Here is a 25686-nt window from a genome sequence, read left to right as displayed (position 1 = left end):
GCTGCCCGATTTATTATCTCCAAGCTCTAATAAGCTCTAATAAGCTCTAATTAAGAGCGCTGACCAGTAACGATGTATGCCACTCTTTGACCAATATTAGTAGCATGATCTGCCATGCGTTCTAAACAACGAATCGCCAACGCCAGCAGCACAATCGGCTCGACAACACCTTGAACATCCCGTTGGTGAGCTAAAGTCTGATAAACGCGATCGTAGGCATCGTCTACAGTATCATCTAAATGCTTTAAACTTCGTCCACCAGCTTCATCCAAATCTGCTAAAGCCCCCAAACTAGTTGCTAGCATAGCCTGGGCGTGAAGGGACATGGCTTCAATCTCTGATAAACACGTATGAGGCGGATAAGGAAAGATTTTAATTGCAATCTCAGCTAAATCCTTAGCATAGTCGCCAATGCGCTCTAAGTCTCGCACAAGCTGCATAAAAGCACTCAAGCATCGTAAATCTTGGGCCGTAGGTGCTTGTAGCGTCATGATTGCTGTACAGTCTGATTCTATTTGTCTATAAAAGCGATCAATTTTTTTATCTAATCGGGGAAGTTTCTCAGCAGCCGTTAAGTTGCGGGCAAATAACGCTTGGTGGCTGAGGCGAAATGAGTTTTCTACCAAAGCTCCCATAATCAATACATCCCGCTCTAAGCGCCTAATGGCGCGTGCCAGCTGGTGGGGTCTTTGAGAATCAGGATTAGAATGGACAGCTTTCACACTACTTGTAGTCTCAAACGTGAAGATATTATTAACTATAGTCTTGGCTTTGAGAGTTTGCCATAACTTCAGGAAGTTGTAGTTGCATCCATGCACCACCCGTTTCTGGATGGTTCATAGCTTTGATTGAACCACCGTGGGCGAGAACAATTTCCCAGACGATCGCCAAACCCAAGCCATTACCAACAATCGTTCCTATCGAATTACTTTCTTGCAATGGCGAATGAGTCCGCGCTTTATCTCCTCGGTAAAATCGCTCAAAAACATGGGGTAAATCTGCTGGCGAAAAACCGACTCCCGAATCAATAAGATTTATTTCTACAGCTGGGTAAGCAGGATCGCCTTGATGAGTATCCTCTTTCGATAAGATTTTCGCTTGGACGTGAATGGTAGTCTGAGGAGGACTATATTTAATGCTGTTGTCCAGCAAGTTGAGAAAAACTTGGTAAATGCGGGCTTGATCTGCTTTAATCCAAAGATTATCGGGACCAGAATAAGTAAGAGACAGATTTTGCCGCTGTGCCAACGGTTCTAATGTTTCCCATACACATGCAATTAGCGATCGCACTTCCACAGCTTCAGCTTGCAATTGAATAGGTGAGCTTGCTTCCAGTTGAGTCAGTTCCAACCAGCTTTGCACTAAGTTAATCAGCCGATCAACTTCCTGCATCAGGCGGTTAACCCAGCGATCTAAAGGTGGTTCCAAGCGGTTTTGTAACGTTTCCACAACCAGACGAATCGAAGTTAGTGGCGTTCTGAGTTCGTGAGCTAGATCAGAAAAAGAACGGTCTCGTGCTTGATTTATATCGAGTAGAGGTTGGCGGTTTTCTAAAAATACTCCTACTTGTCCTTGAGGTAAAGGTAAACTGGAGGCTCGCAAAGTCAGAGATTTTATTGCCTGCATCTCTGCCGCATTATCACAAGAAGGGTGAAATACCCATTCCCTCATCTGGGGTTTTTGCCAATCACGAGTTTGCTCAATTAAATGATCAAGTTCATAAGACCGTACCAACTCCAGTAACAAGCGCACCTGTCCTGGTTGCCATCTTTGCAAGTACAAAATTTCTTGCGCCTGCTGATTGCACCACAGCAGTTGATTTTCTTCATCCACCTGCAAATATCCCACTGGTGCAAAATCTAACAGGTCTTGATAAGTTTGTAACGACTGCTGCAAATCTTGCCGCAGCTTCTGCACCATTGCTACTTTTTGCCACAGGCGAGGCATAAGTGGCAGATCCACCTTAGAATGACGGCAGGATAGTGATTGGAGTGCTCGCCCTAGATAGCGGTTTAATTTAACCTGTTGCCAAACCCAAAACCCAATGCCTATCGCTAAGCCTAAAAAAAATCCCAATAAAAACATTTGAGTTGTTAGTTTCTTGGTGATTACTAAAAACTAGCAACTATCTCAACTAATTATCCAAACCTATAGCCAAAACCTCTCACAGTCACAATATATTCAGGGTGACTAGGGTCTTGCTCTAATTTTTCGCGTAACCAGCGGATGTGAACGTCTACAGTTTTACTATCCCCAACGAAATCTGGCCCCCAAACTTGATCCAGTAGTTGTTCCCGCGACCATACCCGACGGGCATAACTCATGAACAGTTCCAGCAAGCGGAACTCTTTAGGAGATAAACTTACCTCTTGACCACGAACCAATACGCGGCACTCTTGAGGGTTCAATGCCACATCTTTATATTTTAATACAGGTAGTTGCGGCAAAGTGCTCAAGCGTTGGCGGCGTAGTAAAGCTCGACAACGTGCTACTAGCTCGCGCATACTAAAGGGTTTAGTGAGATAATCATCTGCCCCTACTTCTAACCCCAGAACTCGGTCTGTTTCACTACCCTTAGCACTCAGCATTAAAATTGGTACTGGGTTTCCTTGATGACGCAGTAACCTACAAATATCTAGTCCATTTATCTGAGGGAGCATCAAATCAAGAATAATCAAGTCAAAAGGAAGATCTCCTGAGTTAGGTTCAAAATTTTTGAGATACTCTATTGCAGATCGACCATCAGGAGCAGTTATTACTCCGTAACCTTCCTCTTCCAATGCTACAGCTAGCATCTCTTGGATTAGTTCTTCATCTTCTACTACTAAAATGCGGCTGGTTTGACCGATGTCCGCTCTAGTAGAATACTTTGTCGATTCACTGGTATACATTGATATCATAAAATTCTGGGACTGTACTTGTATCAATATGATAATTGAGTCAATTATCTAGTCTCAGTGCATCCACACTTTTGGGGTAGAGAATTTCTTTACAATAAGTAACATACATAACAGTACCCTCTATATTGATATTGTAAATCAATGTGGCTGTAAGCCACTAAAGTCTCTGTGTCTTTAAAAGTTTTGAAATTCCCAAATAAATTTGATTCTGTCTTGACAATAGCAGATAAGGTTAAGTATATTTATCTTAGTACAAAAGTACTATATAAATTTCAAAAATAAGCTATACCTAAAAACAACAGGATACTGTAATAGATAATTGAGTCCACAATCAAGTGTCATGTGTTTCATTAATCATTCCAGTATTTGTACTGCGCTAAAAATGCTAGTTTCAAGGCTACCCTGATGTCTGCATAGGGTAGTTCTTGGTATGACTTGCTACCCACATAATTCATTGTTTATTCAAAGGAGTTGAAGTTATGACTATAGTTGCAATCCAGGATAGTAAACAACAACTAATGCAAGCATTTCAACAAATTCTTGCAGATAGGAAAAAGCTAGAGTCAAAAATAGCAACTAAACAAGAGGAAGCAGCAAAAACAAAAAACCAAGAAATACTAGAATCTGCTTCCACATACACTGTTGAGAGTATTGTCAAAGGTTTAGCTGATTTGCAATTAGAGTTTGGTGACATTCTCAATGCACTATCTGAGAAGTTAGATAAAGAAAATTCTCGGTTAGATGAATTGAATCAAGCTCTAGAAATTAAAAGTCAGCATTTGCAAGAGCTTAGAAAAATTAGAGTTGTAGCAGATATTTTAGATATTTTAAATCAAGAACATCAAGAAAAATTAAAAATTTTAGAACAGGATAATGCTAGCAAGCAAGAAGCACTAGAGAAAGAAACTACAATCCGTCGCAAAGAATGGCAAAAAGAGCAAACTGAGTATGAGAAAAAACTTCAATTTTATAATGATTTATTAGTAAAAGAACGCCAGCAAGAACTAGAAGAATGTGAATATAAACTAGAAACAACTCGTAAACTAAATACAGATACTTACGAGGCAAAAAAACGCCAGCAAGAAAGGGAAATTCAAGAAGGTTATCAACAGAAAGAGAAAGACTGGACAGAAAGAGAAAAAATATTGACTGAACGTCAAGCAGTATTTGTGGAATATCAACAAAAAGTAGCAGCATTTCCTAATGAACTGGAAGAAGTAGTTAAAAAATCTAGAGAAGAAGCAATTAAAGAAACAAGTCAAAAAGCTAAAATTGAGGCTGATTTATTTGAAAAAGAGTGGGAAGCTAACAAGCAAAATTATGAATTAAAAATTCAAGCTTTAGAAGAAACAATTAAAAAGCAGACTGAGCAAATAGAAGGTATTTCTACTCAACTTCAAACTACATTGAAACAAGCACAAGACTTAGCTATGAGAGCTTTTGATAGTTCTTCTAACAAATAGATTTCTTGCATAAATGCTTAAATTGTCATGTTGAGCAGAGCGAAACATCTCGGAGATTCTTTCCTGCTGAACCAAGGCGTAGCTTGGCTTTTGCGTGGGGGTACACTCCACTATGTTCTGGTCAGAATGACAGTTATAATTTTCGGACTTTTGCAATAGGTATTATAGTTATTGTTGAGTATTTTAGTAATTTTTAGTTTTTGCAGAGGAGAGATTTTGTGGCAGTTAAAAAACCAAGCGATAAAAATACCAAAGTTGAAATTCTTCAGGCATACGAAGAGTTAAATAAAGAAAAAATAGCACTAAAATCCCAACTTGATCAAGTAGTTAAAGAAAACCAGCCTGCAACTAAAGAAATCCCTAAAGTAGAGCAAAAAATGTCTGTAAATAATCAGCCTTCTACTATCCAGCAAAAGATGAATTCTACAATTGAAAGCTTGGCAAAAATTCAGTTAGGCTTTGGTAGTGCTGCTAATGAATTATCAGAACAACTAACTATAAAAGCATCTAAGTTAGCAGAAATTAGGCAATCTGTAGAGAATGAAATTCAGCAATTAACACAGTTACATAATTTGGAAATATCTGAAGATATATTGGATACTCTCATCCAATCGTACGAAGATAATTCTAAAGGTTATCAAGAAGAATTTCACCAGCGCTATGAAATACTATCACAAGAAACATTAGAGCAAAGGAATACTTGGGTAAAAGAGCAAGAGGAACATCAACGAGCTATCAAAGAACGAAATGAAAACCTCAACAAAACTCGGCAACGGGATGTAGCAGAATACAAGTATGATTTAGAACTCCAGCGTCAACTTGAAAGCGATGAATACGCACAACAGCAAAAAATATTATATAACCAACTAAAAGAATTACTACAAGAAGCAGAAAAACAGTGGACTGAACGAGAGAAAGCGATTTCTGAGCGAGAAAAACAATTTGAGGAATATAAAACTAAAGTAGAAGCATTTCCTAAAGAGAAAGAAGCATCTATCAAAAAAGCTATGGAAGAAGGCAAAGGTATCGCCTACTACCAAGCTAAAGTCAAAGCAGATTTATATGGTAAAGAAGTCGAAGGGCAAAAGCGTTTCTATGAACAAAGATTACAGTCTTTAGAACAAACTATTATCAATCAAGAAACAAGGATTCAAAACCTTTCTAAACAGCTTGAGTCTGCCCTCAAACAAGTCCAGGATTTAGCAGTTAAAGCTATTGAAGGAACTGCAAATGTCAATTCATATCAGGCAATCAAAGAAATAGCTTTAGAACAGGCAAAAAGTCAAGTTAAAAATAAATAATTAGGTTACATTATGGAGACGTAGCTCTAATTACGTCTCTATAACTAACTATGATTTTATATTTGGGGTTTTTTAATTGGTTTTTTTAATTCAGTCTTACGTGGTTTACCCAGAGTGTTAGGGGGTTGTGGTTTATCTCCTCTGTGATGTTGGTCATGTTCTTGGTTAGACATAAAATTAAACTTTTAAGTTAACTACAAATTTAGCTACATTGTAAATATTATCGATTCCAGAAATATATCATAATTTTTCTAAAGAAAAAAATAGAGACGTTGTGATTCTTACGTCTCTATAACAGAGGAAACCCATTATTTTTAATAATTCTAAATAAAATTTCTATAAAATAAATTTTTGATTGAAATTTGAAATCTAGTAATTAATCAAGTTATTTGCAGTAGTTGAATTTTACTTTTCAAATGGGCATTACTAGGCTCGGTTTTAAGTGAATTGGCATTCTTAAGCAGTTGTTGAGTCCTGAGAACATCAATGATTGTGAACCTTCTACAAGTGGGGATACAAGAGTATAAATTGCAAATTCGGAAATTTTAAAAAAATATAAGATTTTTGTATGCTCAAGTGAGGTGTATTCTGAGAGAGTTTGAAAAGTTAAAACAGCTATATTACAGATATGTCTCGACATAGAGACACATCTGTGCATTAGTTTAGATGCAGCAAAACCTTTGGGCAAAGGCAGAAAATTTCAAGCGAAGTTAGAAAACCCTATATTTGGTGGAATATCCTGAATTCGCCCTGGCCCGATCGCTCGCAATGCTTCTTTCAACAAAATATCCCCAGTATACAGCGCACGACCGACTATTACACTAGTCACACCTTGAGGTTCTAGCGCCAACAAACTTAACAAATCGGTAACAGAACTCACCCCACCAGATGCAATTACTGGGATGGAAATCGCCGCAGCAATTTCTCGCAAAGCTTCTAAATTCGGGCCTGTGAGAGTACCATCACGGTGGATATCTGTGTAAATAATGGCAGCTGCGCCCAATTCTTGCATTTGTACGGCCAGTTGAGTTGCTAAAACTTCCGAGGTTTCTAACCAGCCGCGAGTTGCTACTCGGCCATTACGGGCGTCAATGCCGATAATAATCTGTTTAGGAAATTCTTGGCAGAGTTCTTGTACTAGCTGGGGTTGTTCTACGGCAATAGTTCCGAGAATTGCCCACTGTACGCCTAAATTAAAGACTTGTTGCACGCTAGCGCGATCGCGCAATCCTCCACCTACTTCAATAGGCACTGATATTGCTTGAGCGATCGCTTCAATTGCGCCCAGGTTTACTACTTTACCTGCTTTTGCACCATCTAGATCAACTATATGCAATCTGGTAGCACCCTGATCAACCCACTGTTTGGCAACATCAACAGGGTTTTCGCTAAAAACTTGTGATCGTTCATAGTCTCCCTGATACAGTCGCACACAGCGACCTTCTAGTAAATCAATCGCTGGAATTACATCCATTTACTTGTTCCTCATAACTCAATCTAGTTAAAATTCTTGCTATATCTGGGTTTTTTTCGTTTTTAATTGCCTGACAGCTTGCCCGAAACCCAGCACAAGTAAGATGTTAGAAAGCGTCAAAAAAACTTCTGCACCGCCGTGTAGCCAATCTACATTTGCTAAAGACTCGCCATAATGCAATACAGCATAAATTCCCGCTGGGATGGTGATGGCAACAAACACTAGAGTGCCGTAAAATCCATACAGTGCCAAACGTGGCATTTGCTGACTGCGGCTGATAAACCACAAGAAACCCAAGTAGGGAAACAGTGAAAGGGCAAACAGGGTTTCTTTAGACATCATTACTCTGATTTAATAGGTTTTGGCTCAACAGTTTTAGTTACAGTGTTGGCATTGGTAGAGCGCCAGATCAAAAACGCCGCTGCCCAAAGCGTAAAATTACCAATTAAGGTCATGGTAGCTTGAAGCGTTACCAGCCATTCTAGAGATTCGGCGTTGTCGAAATAATGCCAGGTACAAGCGCACATAGCGCTGACCAAAGCTGGTAACATGGCAAGGGACAATCCCCACCAAGTACGGTTATTAGTAAGTTCGCCGTAAGTCCAGATTAACCAAATGGCGGCAATCCACTCAATAACGCTAGAAATATGAATAATCCAGGTGGGAATTGAAAGGGCGTGCATAAGAAAGTCAAGAGTCAAGAGTCAAAAGTCAAGAGTAATTAGTTCTCTTGTTTTTCTATAACATCATCTTCCCACAAGAAAATTCCTCTTCTGTTGGTAGGATGGCTGATATCTCGTCAACTATTTAGAAAAAAGTTGATAATCTCAAATCCGTCTTGGAAAGTCTGAGCCAAGGAAATCTATCTTCCAACTTTCCGCTAAATCCAAAATCCAAAATCCAAAATCCAAAATGGTAAAGATGCGGGCGTTATTATCTGGGTATTACGGTAAAGGTAATGGTGGTGACGAAGCTTTGTTGGCGACGCTTTTGCAAATGCTACCACCTGATGTAACGCCTGTGGTTCTTTCGGGCAATCCAGAGGAAACCCGCGATCGCTACAATGTCGAAACCCACAATCGCATGGCTCCTTTACCTGTACTGCAAGCTTTACGCTCTTGCGATGCTTTTATTTGGGGTGGTGGAAGTTTAATTCAGGATGTTACCAGTACCATAAGCCCATTTTATTATGGGGGACTGATGGCATTGGCTCAAAAAATGGGATTAAAAACTGTTGCTTGGGCGCAGGGTATCGGCCCGTTAACACGCGCACAAACTCGTTGGTTGGCACAATACTCCTTCGGATATTGTACCAGAGTTAGTGTCCGCGATCGCGCCAGTGCTAGTTTATTATCTGATTGGCAAATTCCTTGTATCCTTGCTCCTGACCCTGTTTGGGCGTTGGAGTCTAAACCAGTACCAGGACTTTGGGATTTACCTGCGCCTAGAGTTGCTGTGACTTTGCGATCGCATCCCCAACTTACAGAAACACGCCTAGCAAATTTAACTCGTGCTTTGGTTGACTTTCAAAAAGCTACGCAGGCTTTTATTTTACTGCTGCCATTTCAGAAAAGTGAAGATTTAAGTATTGCCGAAGCTATTCAACCACATCTTAAAGATGTCAGCAAGATTTTATGTCTGGAAGACCCGCAACTTTTGAAAGGTGTATTTCGCGGTGTCGAGATGGCAATTGGAATGCGGCTACACAGCTTGATCATGGCTGCTGCTGAAGGTTGTCGCTGTTTTGCTCTTAGTTATGACCCCAAGGTAAATCGTCTGATGGAAGAGTTGGCGATACCTGGGTGGGATTTGGCGAGTTTGCCAGATGACCCCAATTCGATTAGTCTGACTTGGATGGAGCATTACGCTAATGGTGAGCCATTATCATCTGAGCAAATCCAATCTTTGGTAGATCGTGCGTTAATGCATCGTGAAGTATTGTATGAAGCACTGGCTAAAGATTAACTGAACAAACGCGCAACATCGCAAGTGAACCCAGGTAGTAGCGGTGAACTCAGATTATCGTTGCTAAACAACGTTTCTATTAGCACCAGTGTTGCTTGCTCTCGTCGATAAACTTGAATTTGCTGTAACTGCCAATCAACAATCCAGTATTCTCGGACACCTTGAGCAGCGTAAAGTTTCAGCTTCACCTGTCGGTCACGTCGTTCGTTTTCCTGTCCAGGAGAGAGAACCTCAACTACTAACTCTGGTGCAGCTGTTAAATGGCCAGCATCATCCAGCACAGAAGCTAATCGTTGATTGCTAATCCAAACCACATCAGGGATGACGTTATCAGCATCGCTAAAGATAATCCCAGCACTACTTACAGGCTTTCCTAAGCCAGTCTGCCGTGACCATAGTTTTAACTCTGTACAGATATTGTCAGTAACTTCTTGATGACCCCAGTGTGGTGCGCGTGTCACAAATAATTCTCCGTCTACAATTTCATAGCGATTGCCGTTGTCTGGCAACAACTCTAAATCGGCAGATGTCCATCGTACTTGGTTAGTCGAAGTCTGGTTCATAGGGGCATCCTTGGAATTATATCTTTCAATGTACCAAGCCTAACTGAGATGCGGCACAATTATAAAGTTGTGCTGTAAATGGGTAAGTATGATTAAATGATCCATTTAAGAGCGATCGCTAAAAAACAAATCAATAAAAATATTGATTCTTTCCCTTTTAATCTCCCTTTAATGAAAGCTTTGAAAGAAATTAAGTTTTCAAATTCCGTAACTTTTTTTGTGGGAGAAAATGGTTCAGGTAAATCAACTTTATTAGAAGCAATTGCCGCAGGTGTTGGCTCAATTAGCGTTGGTGGTGAAGATATTCAGCAAGATAGAACATTAGACCATGCTCGAAAGTTATCTACACAATTAAAGTTTGTCTGGCAGAAAAAGACTGGACGTGGCTTTTTTTTAAGAGCAGAAGATTTCTTCAATTTTGCAAGGCGAATTAAAACCCTTAGCCAAGAATTAGAAGAACAAGTATCAGAATATGACCAAAAGTTTACGGGAACTGGTTTATGGCTCGCTAAACGCTCTGTACTAGGTCAAAAAGCTGCTTTAGCTGATAAGTATGGTGAAAATCTTGATGCTAACTCTCACGGAGAAAGCTTTCTCAAACTTTTTCAATCACGCTTCGTTCCTGGTGGATTATATCTTCTCGATGAGCCGGAAGCACCTCTTTCTCCTCTGCGACAATTATCACTATTGTCTTTGTTAAAAGATATGGTAAATCAGGATAGCCAATTTATAATTGCTACTCACTCTCCAATTCTCATGGCATTTCCACAAGCATCAATTCTCAGTTTTGATACCTATCCACCACAAGAGGTAGAATATAATGCACTTGAACACGTTACTTTAACAAAAGCTTTTTTAAATAATCCCCAATCTTTTCTACGGCATTTGTAAAAAGTTCATAGTTAGCAATAAAGCACTAATTATAGACAATACCTAGCGGGATATTCTAGAAACAGATTCAATGATTTTCCAAAATACACCGATTATGGTAAATCTCAATCGTTCACATCCTGCCAGCAATCAATCTATGGGTGCAGTTCGAGTCAAAGTCAAGCTCACCAATGCCATTGATGAAGCGCTTGTCAGCCGAGGAATGCTCAACCCAAATATGTTGCGAGTGTATGAAACTGAAGCACTCGTAGACACTGGGGCAGTACGTACTGTACTACCCATGTCTATTGTGCAACAACTTGGTCTAAGAATTCGAGGACAGCAGATAGCCCAATACGCGAATGGTAGTGAAGAATCAATTGGCTTGACTGAACCCGTAATTATTGAATTGGCAGGACGGGAAACTACTGAAGCAACATTAGTTACAGGTGATATAGTCCTGATTGGACAAACGGTGCTGGAGACGCTGGATTTACTAGTAGATTGTAGAAATCAGCGACTTATCCCGAATCCTGAGCATCCTAACTATCCTGTGCTAAGGATATAGCAGCAATTCTAGTGACTTGTTTTGCCGCTGACAATTCCCGACCACTGAACTTTTTTCTCTTTTTCTCGACGGTAAGAAAAGAAATGCTCTGGAGTTTGGTAAGTACAGTATGGAGCGATCGCAACCTGTTCTGCACTAATCCCCATATTTTCTAACTGTAAAGCATTTATCCGGCGTACATCCAGCCTTACCTTACCTGGATTTGGATCTTCTAGCAAGGGTGAATTGGGTAACTCATGCAACGCAGCCACAATTTTTTGTTCGTCTTCGTGTGGTATTATGCTAGCCCCGATTTCAGCAGCTACTTCAACAGAAACTTGGTAAACCTCACCAGCGATCGCCGGGCCCATTGCAATGCGTAAATCATCAAGTTTGCTGCCTTGGGATTGTAATCGAGCGATCGCTAGAGGCACAATCTTCTTAGCAGTACCCCGCCACCCTGCATGTAGTGCTGCCACTTGTCCAGTTTTTATATCCCCAATTAGCACGGGTGTACAATCTGCACTAGCCACCCATACCGTTTGTAAAGGCTGCTCGCTAATTAAACCATCTGCCGATGCTAAATCATCTTCACCCGAACTTAACTTTTTATTAATTTCTTGTGGGGTGAGAACAGTATTGCCATGAACCTGCTTCAAACGATAGACTGATGCCTCTGGTTGCAGTACTTCTGTCAGATTTTGTGGCGAACGCGGCCAAAATTGCTGGGTAAAGAAGCCGTGATGCCAAAATTCTAAGAGACTACAAGTCAGATAGGGCAGTCCTTCCCAATTGCGCCAATGCCAAGTGTGCATCTTGAACCAAACCTAAACAGAAATCACTTATCAGCCAATTAATGCTAACTTGAACAACGGGATTTGGGTCAACTGCTGTGGAATTTAATCGGCAAAACTTGGAATTAGCCCTAAAAGCTGGGCGTAAGTCTAAATATTTACCATTTTCCCTACACATTTTTGAAAGCGTCTCCTCCACTAACCAAACCCTTTGGGACTTGCTCGCTCAGGGAGCAGAAGCGGGATGTGTAGTGATTGCAACTCAACAGACTGCTGGGCGGGGACAATGGGGACGCCAATGGGTTTCTCCTTCTGGAGGATTATATCTTTCGGTTGCGATCGCTCCTAAAATAGAAGCTACTGATAGCTACCAACTAACTTTGGCTTGTGCTTGGGGAGTTGCTTGGCAATTACGAAAGTGTGGTGTGAATGTGGGAATTAAATGGCCTAATGATTTAGTCCTAAATGGTCAGAAATTAGGCGGCATTTTAACAGAAACTAAAGTAAACAAAGGAAAAATCACCCAAGCAGTGATTGGTGTTGGTATTAACTGGGCTAACCCGGTACCTGACACTGGAATCAATCTGGAATCGTGGCAAGCTTCGCAACATTCCAATCCCATTTCCTGTCTGGAAATGCTAACCTCTACGGTTTTACTAGGCATAGAATCCGGTATAGAGTGCCTTTTCCAAGAAGGAGTAAGCATACTCTTGTCTCGCTATCAAGATTTGCTTACAAACATGGGTGATCAGGTTTACGTAAATAATCTTTCAGGCAATGTAGTAGGAGTAACTCCTCAAGGGAATTTACGAGTGGATCTAGAAACACATGATACAAACGAACTAATAAGACCAGAAATTTACGTTGAACCCGGTACAATCAGTTTGGGTTACAGTAAATCTTCCGTTTAAATTTGAGGTTTGTTTAAAATTTCGCTCTTTGGGCAAGACAAACCACTGACATCATCTGTTTATGCTAATTACACACAACTGAGAGAACAAATGACGCAGCGCAATCACTCTGCCCACAATCGTTTGCACTACTCATGGCCGCGGGGTCAAACTAAGAAACGCTTCGCCTCTACCTTACCAGCACAGAGCCTTTGTTGGCTTAGCAGTGTTAGCCTGCTTAGCGGCGGCTTCGTGTTTGCCCAAACGGAAACATCAATAGATAATATCGTTCCCACTATTGAAAATTCCCAGCCAGCAGCAGTTACAAATTTCATAAAAAAACCAACTGTTGCACCGGAAGCAGCTCAAGCACAGCCAAACTTTTCCCGACAGCAAACCAGACTTAGACAGAGACTCCGCAAGCAAGCGGTTTCTCAAACAAAACAGCCACTTAGACAATCTAAACCCAAAATAGAAGCTTCCGCGCCTGCCACTGGTATTAGACGCTCTATTCCCCAGGTAGAAACTTCGCGGGTTGCACCTGCCAGGGTTAGTCAAGAAAAACCCAAGCTCGAATTCCAACCAAGAGCAAATATCAGAAAAATTGAGGTAGCCAAACCCACTGCTCCTGCGCCTTCCTTACCTGAGAAACTCCCAGAAGTTGCCCAACCATCTAATAACTCAAATAGCACTGCCAGCCGGACAGCGGGGAAAACCAAGGATTATAATAACTCCTATATTGACCCCAACAATTACGATAGTGCCACGGGTACTTATCAAGCACCCAATTCCGTAATTATCACAGAGCGTTCTAGTGGTTGTCGAGCAATTTTACCTTCAGGACAAGGTTTATTGGGCGGCGTTTGCGCCAAAGTACCATCGCGCAATCAGCGTGTAGCTGGTTCTAATGGCACAGCACCTAATTGGCTCAAAAGAAGTCAAAATGCACAGTTAGCAACCGTTTCAGCAAGACGGCAGGTTGTAACCACTGCTAATAACAGCGGATGGCGTGCGACTCGGAGTGTTTCGGGCAATGCCAAGAGCGCATTTCGCCCTAATCGGTTTATCCCTAATCCCGGCGATTTCAGCACCGCAACTAGAGTCAGTGCAACTCCCATTGCACCGAGTGGTGGTACTTTGCCCCCACCAATGGCAGACGGTAACGTTGCACCCCGCCCCAGCACTGTGGCTTATGACTTCTCGCTAGCATCAGTATTGCCGCAAATTCCCTACACTGGTGCAGTCGCCTATCGTGGTACGGGAATGATGTACCCACTATCTATCCCCGCTCCCATTACTTCTTTATTTGGTTGGCGAGTTCATCCGATTACAGGTAATCAACGCTTCCATGCTGGTACAGACTTAGGTGCGCCAATGGGTACACCAGTTTTAGCAGCCGCAAAAGGCCAAGTGGAAACTGCTAATTACTTGGGCGGTTATGGTTTGACTGTGACTCTGAATCACCAATCTGCTCAACAAACCCTCTACGGTCACATGTCAGAAATCTTTGTTCAACCCGGTCAGTGGGTGGAGCCGGGAACTGTCATTGGACGGGTTGGTAGTACAGGCAACTCCACAGGCCCTCACCTACACTTTGAAGTCCGCCACATGACACAGAACGGGTGGGTTGCTACTGACCCAGGCGTTCAATTACAGACCGGACTGAGCCAGTTAATTCCAACCTTGCCAACAGCTCAGGTAGCTCAGCAACCAGGGAGCTAAGAGAGGAGTGGAGGAGTGGGGGAGCAGGGTAAGAATAGCTAATGTCCCATGCCCCATGCCCTCTCTTACAAAGTTCAGATCGCTATGCCGGTCTGACTTTACGCCATTACAAATACCCGTGTTCTGCTAAGAATGCGGGTGTAATGTCATCTAAACTAGTTTCATCTGAGGTTGGAGTGGGCTGGTTTCCAGAATAAAGGAATTTTTCCACGTATTTGCCGAGAATATCCCCTTCTAGATTCACCAAACTGCCAGATCCTAAATAGCGAAGATTTGTTTCGGCATAAGTGAGGGGAATTACCGCTACTTTAAATTGGGAGAGTTCTGGCTCATAAGCGGCCACTGTGAGGCTGATGCCATTGACAGCGATACTACCTTTAGGGACAATGTACCGTGCGATCGCCTCGGATGCTTTAAAGGTCATTTCCCAAGAACTAGCCGTTTGTTCTGCTGTTAGCAATCGACCTATGCCGTCTACATGACCCATAACAAAATGACCGCCGACTTTACTGCCTACCCGTAGCGACGCTTCTAAGTTGACATATTTCTGTTGTGTTTGCTCACCTCCTAGGGTTGTGCGGCGTAGCGTTTCCGGTGAAGCAGTGGCAATAAACCCGTCTTTTAAAACTTCTTCCACTGTCAAGCAAACACCATCTACTGCAACACTGTCACCATAAGCCAAATCCTGCATAATTACTTCACACGACTGACTTACACAAGTAATTTGCCAAGAATCGCCCCCTAAGGGTTTCATTGTTCCTAATGCCTGGATTAATCCTGTAAACACGGCTTTTTTGTCAAACTAACTCTATTTATTGCTTAATTTTGCCTGAAATTAACTGGTAATTCTCACAAGAATGCAGAACATTCAGAGTATAATTTCTGACTTTACTTATTATAAGGTTGTTAACACATTAGCATCCTGCACAAGGCATACTTGGGTAAGAAGGTTATTGTCTAATTAGACCAATTTGTCTTACTCTGGTGTTCACCACAAGTTCGGAGTTTAATAGAAGCAATTATAGAGAACAAATGCCTATGTTTATTCCTGTCCCCAATTCACCTAAAGAAGAGTGTTATTTGTTACTTAGCACCCAATCGCTCAAAGGATTGTAGAGGCTTAGCCAATGATTGAAATGAGAGTCGCTGGCATAGCATTAGATGCCATAACCCGCAGCCCGATTGTACTTTTGAAAGATGCTTCAGATCGCCGCGCTTTGCCAATTTATATAGGTCAGGAACAGGCTAGAGCAATTATGGGTGCATTGGAGAATCAAAAGCCTCCCAGACCCTTAACTCATGACCTAATTGTAAATATGCTAGAGACATGGAACATGACTCTAGAAAAAGTTATCATTCATTCCCTACAAAAGGATACATTTTATGCAGCTTTGATTGTCCAGCAAGGCGAAGTTAAAAAAGAAATCGACGCGCGTCCTAGTGATGCGATCGCCGTTGCCCTTCGTACAAATACGCCTATTTGGGTAATGGAAGAAGTAATCGCCGATGCTTCTATCCCTGTTGACCGCGATGCTGATGAAGCCGAACAGCAAGCATTCCGTGAATTTATTTCCAATCTCCGTCCTGAAGATTTGATCAAGCGCTTTGGTGATGGCGACAGCTAAAAAAGTGCTGAGTCATGAGTGCTGAGAAGGAATAGAAAATCAAAGAATAAAAATAATTTCTTTATTCTTTCTTTTTCACCTTTCACTCTTGTACAGACACTATTAATCGTGTTTCTACTCAGCACGGGCTAAACGCCCCGCTACCGCTAACAATACTCAATTTATGCAATACCGACGCTTTGGGAAAACAAATCTTTGCCTCTCTGTCTTTTCATTAGGAACAATGCGCTACTTAGCTGGTTTTGAAAATGCTCAGCAAACTATCGAACAGGCTTTAGCGCTAGGAATTAATCATATAGAAACTGCCAGAGGCTACGGCAAAAGTGAGGAGTATCTTGGTGGAGCGTTAAAAGCTGGGTTGTCAGTACCCCGAACAAGGCTTCACATCACCACCAAAATTTCTCCTACAAATGATGCTGACACCATGCGTCGGTGCATTGATGAATCCTTGGAAAAATTACAGCTAGATTATCTAGATTGTTTGGGAATTCATGGTTTAAACACTTGGCAACATTTAGAGTGGGTGCAAGCCAAAGGTGGCTGTATGCAAGCCGTGCAAGAAGCTGTTGCTGATGGTCGAGTGCGACACGTTGGTTTTTCCACTCACGGATCATTAGAAATAATTCTGGCGGCAATTAATACAGATTTTTTTGAATTTGTTAATCTGCATTATTACTATTTCTTCCAACGGCACGCATCAGCGATTCAGCTAGCAGCAGAGAAGGATATGGGCGTTTTTATTATTTCTCCTGCTGATAAAGGAGGACGCCTTTACACGCCGCCGCAAATTCTTAAAGACTTATGTCAGCCGTATTCACCTTTAGAATTAAACTACCGATTTTTACTTAGTGATAACCGTATTACTACTTTAAGTTTAGGGCCAGCAAACCCAGACGAATTAATAGAACCCTTGCGATTTGCTAAAAGTAATGGAGAGCTAACAAAAGAAGAAATTTGTGTTTTTCAGCGGTTAGAAAATCACCAAAAAATTGCTTTAGAAATTGATAAATGTAGCCAATGCTATGCTTGTTTACCCTGCCCAGAAAACATCAATATTCCAGAAATATTACGATTACGTAATCTGGCAGTGGCATACGATATGACTGACTATGGAAAATATCGCTATGGAATGTTTGAAAATGCTGGACACTGGTTTCCTGGAATGAAAGCTAACCGCTGCACAGAATGTGGTGACTGTTTGCCAAGATGTCCAGAAAATTTAAATATTCCTGCTTTGTTAGAAGATACTCACGACAGATTAAATGGAAAAGCAGGTAGAAGATTGTGGGGATAAAACTATGCAAGTAACACAACAGCAACACTACACCCCAGAAGAATATTTGCAGTTAGAGGAAGCTGCTGATTATAAAAGTGAATATATTGACGGACAAATAATTCCTATGGCGGGTGGAACAGCAAATCACAATCGAATCTCACTAAATCTAGGTTCTGCCTTAAATTTTGCGTTCAGACAGCAGAATTACGAAGTCTTTGTAGGCGATTTGCGTTTGTGGATACCCCAAAAGCGGATCTACACGTATCCAGATGTGATGATTCTAGCGGATGAACCAGAGTTTTTTAACAACCGGAGGGATATAATTCTGAACCCACAGGTTATTGTTGAGGTTTTATCAAAATCGACCAAAGGCTACGATCGCGAGGATAAATTTGAGGCTTACCGGACAATCTCTTCCTTTCAAGAATATCTTTTAATTGACCAAACCAGAATTCATGTAGAACAGTTTTCTAAAACTGGGAAAAAGCAATGGAATCTACGTGAATATGATGAAGAGGATAAAGCGATTGCTCTTGTGTCCGTACCCTTTGAGATTTCCCTACAGGATTTATACAACAAAGTTAAGTTTGAGCTTGTGGAATTAGAAACGGAAAGTACTGGTACTGAGAAATTGGAGTGAGAGAGGCGATCGCTGATTTCACATCATATCATTTGTTCAGCAGTCAAAACTTAGTTTTTGCCAAAAAGCTAATTACGTTGAACTAGGATAAATGTAATATTTAATACATATATTAAGAAAGTTTGGGAATCTTACACAGGCTAATTGAAAGATTTACGTCGAATGGATATTTTAATAGAATGATCTCATCAAAAGATTCGCAGAAATATAAATGGACTGGATTACGCTACTGTGATCGCTACAGTCTGATTTTATTAAAAGGTTAACAACTGGTTGTCTGCTTCATTGTGAAACAGAAGGTCAATATAGTGAATTAACCATAATCTCTGGAGAGAGGTTAAAAGCACTACGGGAATTTTGCTGGCTGATGGCTGAGAAATATAAGCGCGTTTTGCCAGTTCGTGATGTTTTTATTAGCTATCTTAAGGGAAAACTCGGTGAGGAAGTTGTCAAGGAACGTTTAGCCGATTTTATTACGGAAGTGGATTATGAAAAGCGATTTGGCGGCGATGGTAAGATAGATTTTATCTTGACTTCTGACCCATCTGTTGGTATTGAGGTGAAATCTCGTCACGGTAGTATTGACAGAGTGAGATGGTCAATTAGTTCAGAAGAAGTTGAAAAAAATGCAGTTGTAGTCTGTATTTTGATTCAGGAAGAGGTGAGTGAAGCACAATCTGAATATCACCTTTTTTTGGCTGGCTTTCTCCCAACTCGGATGATTAAGTTGAGAACTGGGAAAATTTCATTTGAGATAGACCAATTACTATATGGTGGTGGCTTATGGTGCTATCTAGAACAGTCACAATTTTCTATAAATTACAATTCTTCCAGGCAAGAACCTCTAATTAGTAAACATTATTTACCGCAGGAAACGCCATCTAAAGTAACTAATAATCAGTTAATCAAATCTTCTTTTCAACCTAATTTAAATAGCTATTTAGACACTTATGATGAAGATTTAAATCTACTTTATATAAAATTAGGTGAAGAATGTTTCGATAAAGGAGAATATGTAAATGCGATTACTAACTATAATCAAGCTTTGCAACTTAATCCCAACAATACTGATTTATATTATCGACGAGCTTTAGCGCATTATCAACTAGGAGATTATGAAGGAGCGATCGCAGATTATTCTCAGGCAATCCAAATAAATCTTCATGATGCTAAATCTTACAATAAACGAGGTTTAGCTCTATATCAACTGGGGCGATTTGAAGAAGCAATTGATGATTATACCCAGGCAATTAGAATTAATCCTAATGTTGCTGTAGCTTATAAAAACCGTGCTGAAGCACGTTCTCACATAGGAGATAACCAAGGAGCAATTGAGGATTATACTCAAGCTATCAAAATTAATCCCCATTATGCTGATGCTTACAAAACCGGGGAATCTCTCGTTATCTCTTAGGATATCAGCCAGGATTTACTCAAGCAATCAAGATTAATCCTCAAGATGCCAATGCTTATAAAAATCGTGGTAATGCTCGTTCTGACTTAGGAGATTACGAAGGAGCAATTGAAGATTATACTCAGGCAATTCAGATTAATCCTAATTATGCCGATGCTTATTACAACCGTGGTAATGCTCGTTTTGACTTAGGGGACTACGAAGGAGCAATTGAAGATTATACTCAGGCAATTCAGATTAATCCCAACTATGCTGATTCCTATTACAATCGTGGTAATATCCTTTTAGAAAAGGGAGATAAACAGGGAGTTATTGAAGATTTTCAAAAAGCAGCAGATATTTATCGTAAAGAAGGCAAGTTAGAAGCACTTAAAGATACACATGCAAGAATATTAGACTTAGAAATAGAAGAATCATTAGATATTTTAAACTTCTAAAAAGGCAAATATACCCAGCGATTATAAATCGCAGTTCATCTTGCATACAAATAAAGTATGCCTGCGTGGACTCCAGGAATTTGAAACCCACGTAGGCAGAATTTTAAGAGCCAAATTTTCAAGAGTATGCGGGAATTTATTCTGCGTAAGTCTTTGAAAATTAAAAATAATATTTGCGATCGCGTACCCACATACTTATAGGTACAGCTTGACCTTGTGCATTCACTTTCACTTCCACTACTATCGGTTGCGGCTGGCCTGGTTTGATTGGTCGGGCTGTTGAGATATCTTTGTTAATATCGTTCCGTTGATCTTCTGGGATGTAGTAAGTTTCCAAGCCATAAGTGATCGAATTATAGCCATTATACCGACCTTTTAAAGCTATCTGATTGGCAGCTAGAGAAATTGGGAGTTGTCCACTTACTCGCACAGGTTTCCAAGCTTGAGGAATCCCACCAGAAGATTTTTGTTCTTCCAAAATTATGTACAAGCTGGTTCCCTGCGCTAAAGGATCGTATTGTTTGTTATTACCAGGATTTTGCTTGACCAAATCTGCCCAACCCGGAAGTTTTGTTAAATTATCTGTGCGAGAAATTTCATAGTTTAGTGTTACAGAATAACCCCGCAGCAAATCATAAGGATCTACAGGTAGAGTTTGCAAGATAGCCGTTTTGCCTGTAACCAACGTGTAAACTGATTGGGCTGGTACTGATAAGATGATCGCTGTTTGAATTAGCAGGGGAACCACAAATCGCCAAAGAGTTATGGGTTTTTCTGGAGGTTCATTTTGCAAAAGTAATGCTTCGTTAGTTTCCATAGGAGATAATCCTAAAAATGATTTTTGAATTACTAGTTTTTTCCAGTTTTAATCTCATGATCGATGAGTTGAAGAATTTGATGAAGCTGGTAAAGTTGACAAATAGCGTTCAAACCACAAGCCGGCAAAAATTACAGCAACACCGCATAAGACAAAAACAAAAGATTTGAATAGTAAGGCGGTGTCATATTCCAGCATTCGGCTGATAATTTGTAGTGTTAATAAAAATATCCCACCCCAAAAAGCCTGTCGTTGTCCTAACTCCAGCGCTTCACGAACTAGTCCAAACCCTAACACTGCTAAAAGAACATTAAACGCAAATATGGGAATAGCTGGAATTGGAGTGATAGCTTGATGAATGAAGATGAATAAGGCAGTTATAACAATCAAACTACCAATAAAGATTGTTTTTACATCAATTCCCTGGCGTTCCTGGTTACGTGTTGGGCGTAGCAAATGCCACCATTGCCACAAAGCTAAAACTGTGAAAATTGCCACATCAATAAAGGGTAGCCAGGTTGCTAGGGAAGTGTTGCGAAATTGAGCTTGATAACCAACAGTTCGAGCTTCCCATAGCCAACGGAAAGACAAGAAATAAAACATGATACTGAAAAACGCTAGAGTTAAAATCCGCGCAAAGGGCTGAAATAGCCTCGAAGAAACTCGCACAAACAGCAAATCATCATAACTCCACAATAATGCTGACGGAAGAACAAATGTGGCTATAGCAATCCAAGGCGGAGCATCTGTATATGTTAATATTTCCAGTGATTTAAGATGAAATTGCCAGAATATAACAAATGCGATCGCGGCAATTCTAAAAATCCAACGGGAACGACACCAATAAGCTAGAGGTACAAACAATACACTTAAAGCTAAGGGTATATGTTCTATTACTATCCGCCCCAAGGTAAGCTCATTTCGTGTAAAGTACCAATCGAATAATCCTGTTGAATACCCGATTAGCACTAAAATCAGGGCAAGCATCCCCAAGGAAGTCAAGCGTAGACTGTAAGCCATTAGCAAAACAGCCAATCCCCAACCTAAAAAAAGTTCGTAACTTGAACCACTAATGTGGAACATCTGCGCCAACAGCGCCATATTTGCGCCTATGGTCAACGCACCTAAAATTAGCAAGCCTTCTCCGAAAACCTGTTGACGACGTTTTCGACCTCTTGAAGAGATATTATTGTTTGCGGGTTGTCTCCACAAGCTAAAACCAGCAATATTAGTTGTCAGGAATAAACTTAGCAGTAGTATTAACCTGGCTTCTCTACTCAAAGCTTGCCAGTTTGCAGCTACAAAAGTAATTACACCTAAGCCTAACAATGTTGCACCCACTGCGATCAAGATAAAAACAAAGCGATCGCGAGCAGCCGTTTCTAGATTATTAAATTGATATCTTTGTGCGAGTACTTGGTAAAAATCCGCATCAATAAGTCCTTCATCCTGCCATAGTTGCGCTTCTTGACGCAACTGGCGGCGAAAATTATCAAATATCATGACCTTCTCCTATGCTATAAGCAAACAGGATATGTGACGAGAATTACGCTCGTGATTAAAACGTGATTGATTATACTTTCAATATCAATACTGTATTTTACGAAAATTCTATTATTGAAATCCTCGTATTTCCACTGAATCTTAATATGATTCCCAGTTCCCAAAAGCCGATTATTCTCTCACCCGACTCAGACGGTTAGGGATGGGTAGTTTGACCATAAGTTTGAGTTTTGACTGAGGAGATAAAAGGAGCGATCGCGTTACTCTTAAACTAATCGGAGTTTTTTGGGTATGAGTAATGGGGAATAGTAAACAGATACACTACCCACGCAGCGGGACGGCTTGCCCACAACACCCACTGTCTTGACAGGATTTCCCACCACTTTTGATGAAGAAATTAGACTACGGGGAAATACCACTTTTACAAGACGTGAACACCGATCTAGGCGATCGCCCCCGTCTTCTTACAATATCCATTGAGAACGAAATTTTCTTTCCTTAGCGACGAACACTATGCAAGGGCGAGAAGAACCCCCCAAAGTTCAGATCGCCGACTTCCGGCGATCTGACTTCTCTCCGCACGCAAGTATCTTCCTTTTGTGGTTCCTTATTCCAAAAGCCTATGCAACCTACTAATCCCAACCAATTTACAGAAAAAGCCTGGGAAGCGATCGCTCATACTCAGGATATTGTCAAACAATACCAACAACAGCAGATAGAAAGCGAACACCTTTTGAAAGCGCTGCTGGAGCAAGATGGACTTGCTAACGTTATTTTGACGAAAGCAGGTGTTAACCTACAAAAACTGCGCGATCGCACTGAACAATTTCTTCAACGTCAGCCGAAAGTATCTGGTAGCAGCAGTTCTGTATACTTAGGACGAAGTTTAGATAAACTTCTCGACCGAGCGGACGCCTATCGTCAGGAATTCAAAGACGAATATATCTCAATTGAACATTTGTTGCTAGCTTACGCCAAAGATGACCGCTTTGGCAAAGCTTTATTCCAAGAATTCGGTTTAGACGAAGGCAAGCTTAAAAATATTATTAAACAAGTTCGTGGGAGCCAAAAAGTGACCGACCAAAATCCAGAAGGCAAATACGAAGCACTGGAAAAATATGGGCGTGACCTCACGGAAGCTGCTCGTAAAGGTCAACTTGATCCAGTGATTGGGCGCGATGATGAAATTCGCCGCACTGTGCAAATTTTGTCACGCCGCACCAAAAATAACCCTGTGCTAATTGGTGAACCAGGTGTTGGTAAAACTGCGATCGCCGAAGGACTAGCACAGCGTATCGTCGCTGGTGATGTACCCCAGTCGCTCAAAGACCGTAAGCTGATTGCTTTAGATATGGGTGCTTTGATTGCGGGGGCAAAATTCCGGGGTGAATTTGAAGAACGCCTGAAAGCAGTATTAAAAGAAGTGACTGAATCCGGCGGTAATATCGTTTTATTTATCGATGAGATTCACACCGTTGTCGGCGCTGGTGCAACTCAAGGCGCGATGGATGCGGGTAACTTATTAAAACCAATGTTGGCGCGGGGCGAATTGCGCTGTATTGGGGCGACAACTCTAGATGAATACCGCAAATATATCGAAAAAGATGCTGCCTTAGAAAGACGCTTCCAGCAAGTTTATGTAGATCAGCCCAGTGTAGAAGATACTATTTCGATTTTGCGCGGGTTGAGAGAACGTTATGAAAACCACCACGGGGTGAAGATTTCTGATAGTGCTTTAGTTGCAGCGGCGATATTGTCGAGTCGATATATTAGCGATCGCTTTTTACCAGATAAAGCCATTGATTTGGTAGACGAAGCCGCCGCAAGACTGAAAATGGAGATTACTTCCAAGCCGGAAGAACTCGACGAAATAGATCGCAAGATTCTGCAATTGGAAATGGAGAAGCTATCACTGCAAAAAGAAAGCGATGCAGCTTCTCGTGAACGCTTAGAAAGACTAGAAAAAGAAATTGCTGATCTCAAAGAAGAACAAAGAACACTCAATGCTCAATGGCAATCAGAAAAAGATATCATCGACAAAATTCAATCTGTGAAAAAAGAGATTGAACGAGTCAACCTAGAGATTCAGCAATCAGAACGTGACTACGATCTCAATCGTGCTGCGGAGTTAAAATTTGGCAAGTTAACTAGTTTGTATCGCCAATTAGAAGCAGCAGAAAATGAACTGGCAAATACCCAAAAGACTGGGAAATCGTTGTTACGCGAGGAAGTAACAGAAGCAGATATTGCCGAAATTATTTCTAAGTGGACAGGAATTCCTATTAGCAAGTTAGTGGAATCTGAAAAAGAAAAACTGCTGCACTTAGAAGATGAACTACATCACCGAGTGATTGGACAAGATGAAGCAGTCACAGCTGTAGCGGATGCAATTCAGCGATCGCGTGCTGGACTGGCTGATCCGAATCGTCCCATTGCTAGCTTTATTTTCCTTGGGCCTACAGGTGTAGGTAAAACCGAATTGGCAAAAGCACTGGCGGCATATATGTTCGACACCGAAGACGCGCTGGTGCGGATTGATATGTCGGAGTATATGGAGAAACACGCTGTTTCTCGGCTGATTGGTGCGCCTCCAGGATACGTCGGTTACGAAGAAGGCGGACAATTAACAGAAGCGATTCGGCGTCGTCCCTACTCAGTGATTCTCTTCGACGAAATCGAGAAAGCACACCCCGATGTATTCAATATCTTCCTGCAAATTCTCGATGATGGTCGTGTTACTGATGCCCAAGGTCATAAAGTGGACTTCAAAAACGCTATTATCATCATGACCAGCAACATCGGTTCGCAGTACATTCTCGATGTCGCCGGGGATAACGCACACTACGACGAAATGCGCCGCCGGGTGATGGAGGCGATGCGAAATAGCTTCCGTCCAGAGTTCCTCAACCGGATTGATGAAATTATCATTTTCCACGGCTTGGATAAGAAGGAATTGCGCCAGATTGTGCTACTACAAGTAGAGAGATTGCGGCAAAGACTTGGCGATCGCAAGATATCTCTAAGACTTTCTGATACTGCTCTTGACTTTTTGGCTGAAGTAGGGTATGACCCTGTATTTGGAGCGCGTCCATTGAAGCGAGCAATTCAACGAGAGTTAGAAACTCAAATTGCCAAGGCAATTTTGCGCGGCGAATTTAACGACGGCGACACCATCTTTGTAGATGTGGAGAATGAACGCCTTTCTTTTAGTCGCTTACCTGTTGAGTTGTTTACTAGCTAATTCCAGATAATCTCCCAAAAAAACGCAGAGGCGCTGAGAACGTCTTTGCGTTTTTTTGTATAACTTACCGTAAAGCCGACATTCCATCGTTATATTTGGTGGGCTGATAAGCTGCTTTATCCCTTGGTAGGGACGGCATTTTAGACTATCTGTACAAGTTCCGCGTTAAGTTTCTCACGAGTTTATCCGAGAGACAAGGTGTTGTTATGCTAAAAGTTGAGGACAAGTAGTTAAATTCAGATTG

Annotated in this window: 22 protein-coding genes and 1 pseudogene; 12 read left to right on the top strand and 11 right to left on the bottom strand. The window is 41.2% G+C overall.

Annotation, left to right across the window (positions count from 1 at the left end; genetic code table 11):
• Positions 1-50: 50 nt before the first annotated feature.
• Genes phoU through HCR01_RS00670 form a run of 3 tightly spaced genes read right to left on the bottom strand, consistent with a single transcriptional unit; the run spans position 51 to position 2891 of the window.
• Positions 51-722: a phosphate signaling complex protein PhoU gene (gene phoU, locus HCR01_RS00680; RefSeq protein WP_162396364.1), complete on the bottom strand. Its 672-nt coding sequence runs from the start codon at positions 720-722 to the stop codon at positions 51-53.
• A 31-nt stretch (positions 723-753) separates the two neighbouring features.
• The gene (locus HCR01_RS00675; protein WP_193193559.1) at positions 754-2085 is read right to left on the bottom strand and encodes a sensor histidine kinase; all 1332 of its coding nucleotides are present in this window, start codon (positions 2083-2085) and stop codon (positions 754-756) included.
• 53 nt (positions 2086-2138) lie between these two features.
• Complete coding sequence (locus HCR01_RS00670) at positions 2139-2891, bottom strand: winged helix-turn-helix domain-containing protein (protein WP_162396366.1); 753 nt, start codon at positions 2889-2891, stop codon at positions 2139-2141.
• Positions 2892-3379: 488 nt separating this feature from the next.
• Between HCR01_RS00670 and HCR01_RS00665 the strand changes: the two genes are divergently transcribed.
• Complete coding sequence (locus tag HCR01_RS00665) at positions 3380-4363, top strand: hypothetical protein (RefSeq protein WP_193193557.1); 984 nt, start codon at positions 3380-3382, stop codon at positions 4361-4363.
• A gap of 218 nt (positions 4364-4581) precedes the next feature.
• Complete coding sequence (locus HCR01_RS00660) at positions 4582-5664, top strand: hypothetical protein (RefSeq protein WP_193193555.1); 1083 nt, start codon at positions 4582-4584, stop codon at positions 5662-5664.
• A 700-nt stretch (positions 5665-6364) separates the two neighbouring features.
• Here the strand turns inward: HCR01_RS00660 and hisA are convergent.
• Genes hisA through HCR01_RS00645 form a run of 3 tightly spaced genes read right to left on the bottom strand, consistent with a single transcriptional unit; the run spans position 6365 to position 7821 of the window.
• Positions 6365-7138 carry a 1-(5-phosphoribosyl)-5-[(5-phosphoribosylamino)methylideneamino]imidazole-4-carboxamide isomerase gene (hisA, locus tag HCR01_RS00655; protein WP_193193553.1) on the bottom strand — a complete coding sequence of 258 codons (774 nt, stop codon included), beginning with the start codon at positions 7136-7138 and terminating at the stop codon, positions 6365-6367.
• A 39-nt stretch (positions 7139-7177) separates the two neighbouring features.
• A complete protein-coding gene (locus tag HCR01_RS00650) occupies positions 7178-7480 on the bottom strand; it encodes a DUF3593 domain-containing protein (RefSeq protein ID WP_193193551.1) in 303 nt (100 codons plus the stop codon).
• Positions 7480-7821 (bottom strand): DUF2499 domain-containing protein, encoded by a 342-nt coding sequence (locus tag HCR01_RS00645; RefSeq protein ID WP_193194206.1) that lies wholly within the window; start codon positions 7819-7821, stop codon positions 7480-7482. The genes HCR01_RS00650 and HCR01_RS00645 overlap by 1 nt, the downstream gene beginning before the upstream one ends.
• A 238-nt stretch (positions 7822-8059) precedes the next feature.
• Between HCR01_RS00645 and csaB the strand changes: the two genes are divergently transcribed.
• A complete protein-coding gene (gene csaB, locus HCR01_RS00640) occupies positions 8060-9103 on the top strand; it encodes a polysaccharide pyruvyl transferase CsaB (RefSeq protein ID WP_193194204.1) in 1044 nt (347 codons plus the stop codon).
• Here the strand turns inward: csaB and HCR01_RS00635 are convergent.
• A complete protein-coding gene (locus tag HCR01_RS00635; protein WP_193193549.1) occupies positions 9100-9666 on the bottom strand; it encodes a Uma2 family endonuclease in 567 nt (188 codons plus the stop codon). The two genes, csaB and HCR01_RS00635, sit on opposite strands and share 4 nt — an antisense overlap.
• Before the next feature lie 96 nt (positions 9667-9762).
• On the opposite strand from HCR01_RS00635, the gene HCR01_RS00630 reads away from it, so the two are divergent.
• Together HCR01_RS00630 and HCR01_RS00625 are read left to right on the top strand one after the other, a co-directional pair.
• Positions 9763-10557, top strand: a complete 795-nt coding sequence (locus HCR01_RS00630; protein ID WP_193193547.1) for an AAA family ATPase — start codon at positions 9763-9765, stop codon at positions 10555-10557.
• A 70-nt stretch (positions 10558-10627) separates the two neighbouring features.
• Positions 10628-11104 (top strand): retroviral-like aspartic protease family protein, encoded by a 477-nt coding sequence (locus HCR01_RS00625; protein ID WP_226889014.1) that lies wholly within the window; start codon positions 10628-10630, stop codon positions 11102-11104.
• Between the two features lie 8 nt (positions 11105-11112).
• Here HCR01_RS00625 and pgeF read toward each other — a convergent pair whose 3' ends face one another.
• A complete protein-coding gene (gene pgeF, locus HCR01_RS00620) occupies positions 11113-11898 on the bottom strand; it encodes a peptidoglycan editing factor PgeF (protein ID WP_193193545.1) in 786 nt (261 codons plus the stop codon).
• A gap of 77 nt (positions 11899-11975) precedes the next feature.
• On the opposite strand from pgeF, the gene HCR01_RS00615 reads away from it, so the two are divergent.
• Complete coding sequence (locus tag HCR01_RS00615; protein WP_193193543.1) at positions 11976-12788, top strand: biotin--[acetyl-CoA-carboxylase] ligase; 813 nt, start codon at positions 11976-11978, stop codon at positions 12786-12788.
• A gap of 90 nt (positions 12789-12878) precedes the next feature.
• Complete coding sequence (locus HCR01_RS00610; protein WP_193193542.1) at positions 12879-14489, top strand: peptidoglycan DD-metalloendopeptidase family protein; 1611 nt, start codon at positions 12879-12881, stop codon at positions 14487-14489.
• Positions 14490-14595: 106 nt separating this feature from the next.
• Here HCR01_RS00610 and HCR01_RS00605 read toward each other — a convergent pair whose 3' ends face one another.
• Positions 14596-15276, bottom strand: a complete 681-nt coding sequence (locus HCR01_RS00605) for a riboflavin synthase (protein ID WP_193193540.1) — start codon at positions 15274-15276, stop codon at positions 14596-14598.
• A 340-nt stretch (positions 15277-15616) separates the two neighbouring features.
• Here HCR01_RS00605 and HCR01_RS00600 point away from each other — a divergent pair, with 340 nt between their 5' ends.
• From HCR01_RS00600 to HCR01_RS00585, 4 genes and pseudogenes are all read left to right on the top strand, one after another.
• On the top strand, positions 15617-16114 hold the full coding sequence (locus HCR01_RS00600; protein WP_162396377.1) for a bifunctional nuclease family protein: 498 nt from the start codon (positions 15617-15619) through the stop codon (positions 16112-16114).
• Between the two features lie 163 nt (positions 16115-16277).
• On the top strand, positions 16278-17408 hold the full coding sequence (locus tag HCR01_RS00595) for an aldo/keto reductase (RefSeq protein WP_193193538.1): 1131 nt from the start codon (positions 16278-16280) through the stop codon (positions 17406-17408).
• 4 nt (positions 17409-17412) lie between these two features.
• On the top strand, positions 17413-18030 hold the full coding sequence (locus HCR01_RS00590) for a Uma2 family endonuclease (RefSeq protein WP_193193536.1): 618 nt from the start codon (positions 17413-17415) through the stop codon (positions 18028-18030).
• A 253-nt stretch (positions 18031-18283) separates the two neighbouring features.
• Positions 18284-19881 (top strand): annotated as a pseudogene (locus HCR01_RS00585) (tetratricopeptide repeat protein).
• A 160-nt stretch (positions 19882-20041) separates the two neighbouring features.
• On the opposite strand, the gene HCR01_RS00580 reads toward HCR01_RS00585, so the two are convergent.
• Both HCR01_RS00580 and HCR01_RS00575 read right to left on the bottom strand, forming a co-directional pair.
• Entirely contained in the window at positions 20042-20698 is a 657-nt protein-coding gene (locus HCR01_RS00580; RefSeq protein WP_193193534.1) for a GDYXXLXY domain-containing protein, read from the bottom strand.
• 54 nt (positions 20699-20752) lie between these two features.
• Entirely contained in the window at positions 20753-22201 is a 1449-nt protein-coding gene (locus tag HCR01_RS00575; protein ID WP_193193532.1) for a DUF2157 domain-containing protein, read from the bottom strand.
• 622 nt (positions 22202-22823) lie between these two features.
• Between HCR01_RS00575 and clpB the strand changes: the two genes are divergently transcribed.
• Positions 22824-25442 (top strand): ATP-dependent chaperone ClpB, encoded by a 2619-nt coding sequence (gene clpB / locus HCR01_RS00570; RefSeq protein WP_193193529.1) that lies wholly within the window; start codon positions 22824-22826, stop codon positions 25440-25442.
• The last annotated feature ends 244 nt before the right edge of the window (positions 25443-25686 follow it).

The sequence above is a fragment of the Nostoc sp. MG11 genome (genome assembly GCF_014904695.1).
GTDB lineage: Bacteria > Cyanobacteriota > Cyanobacteriia > Cyanobacteriales > Nostocaceae > Komarekiella.
Note: the sequence above shows the minus strand (reverse complement) of the source record. Positions and strands in the feature narration are given on the sequence as shown.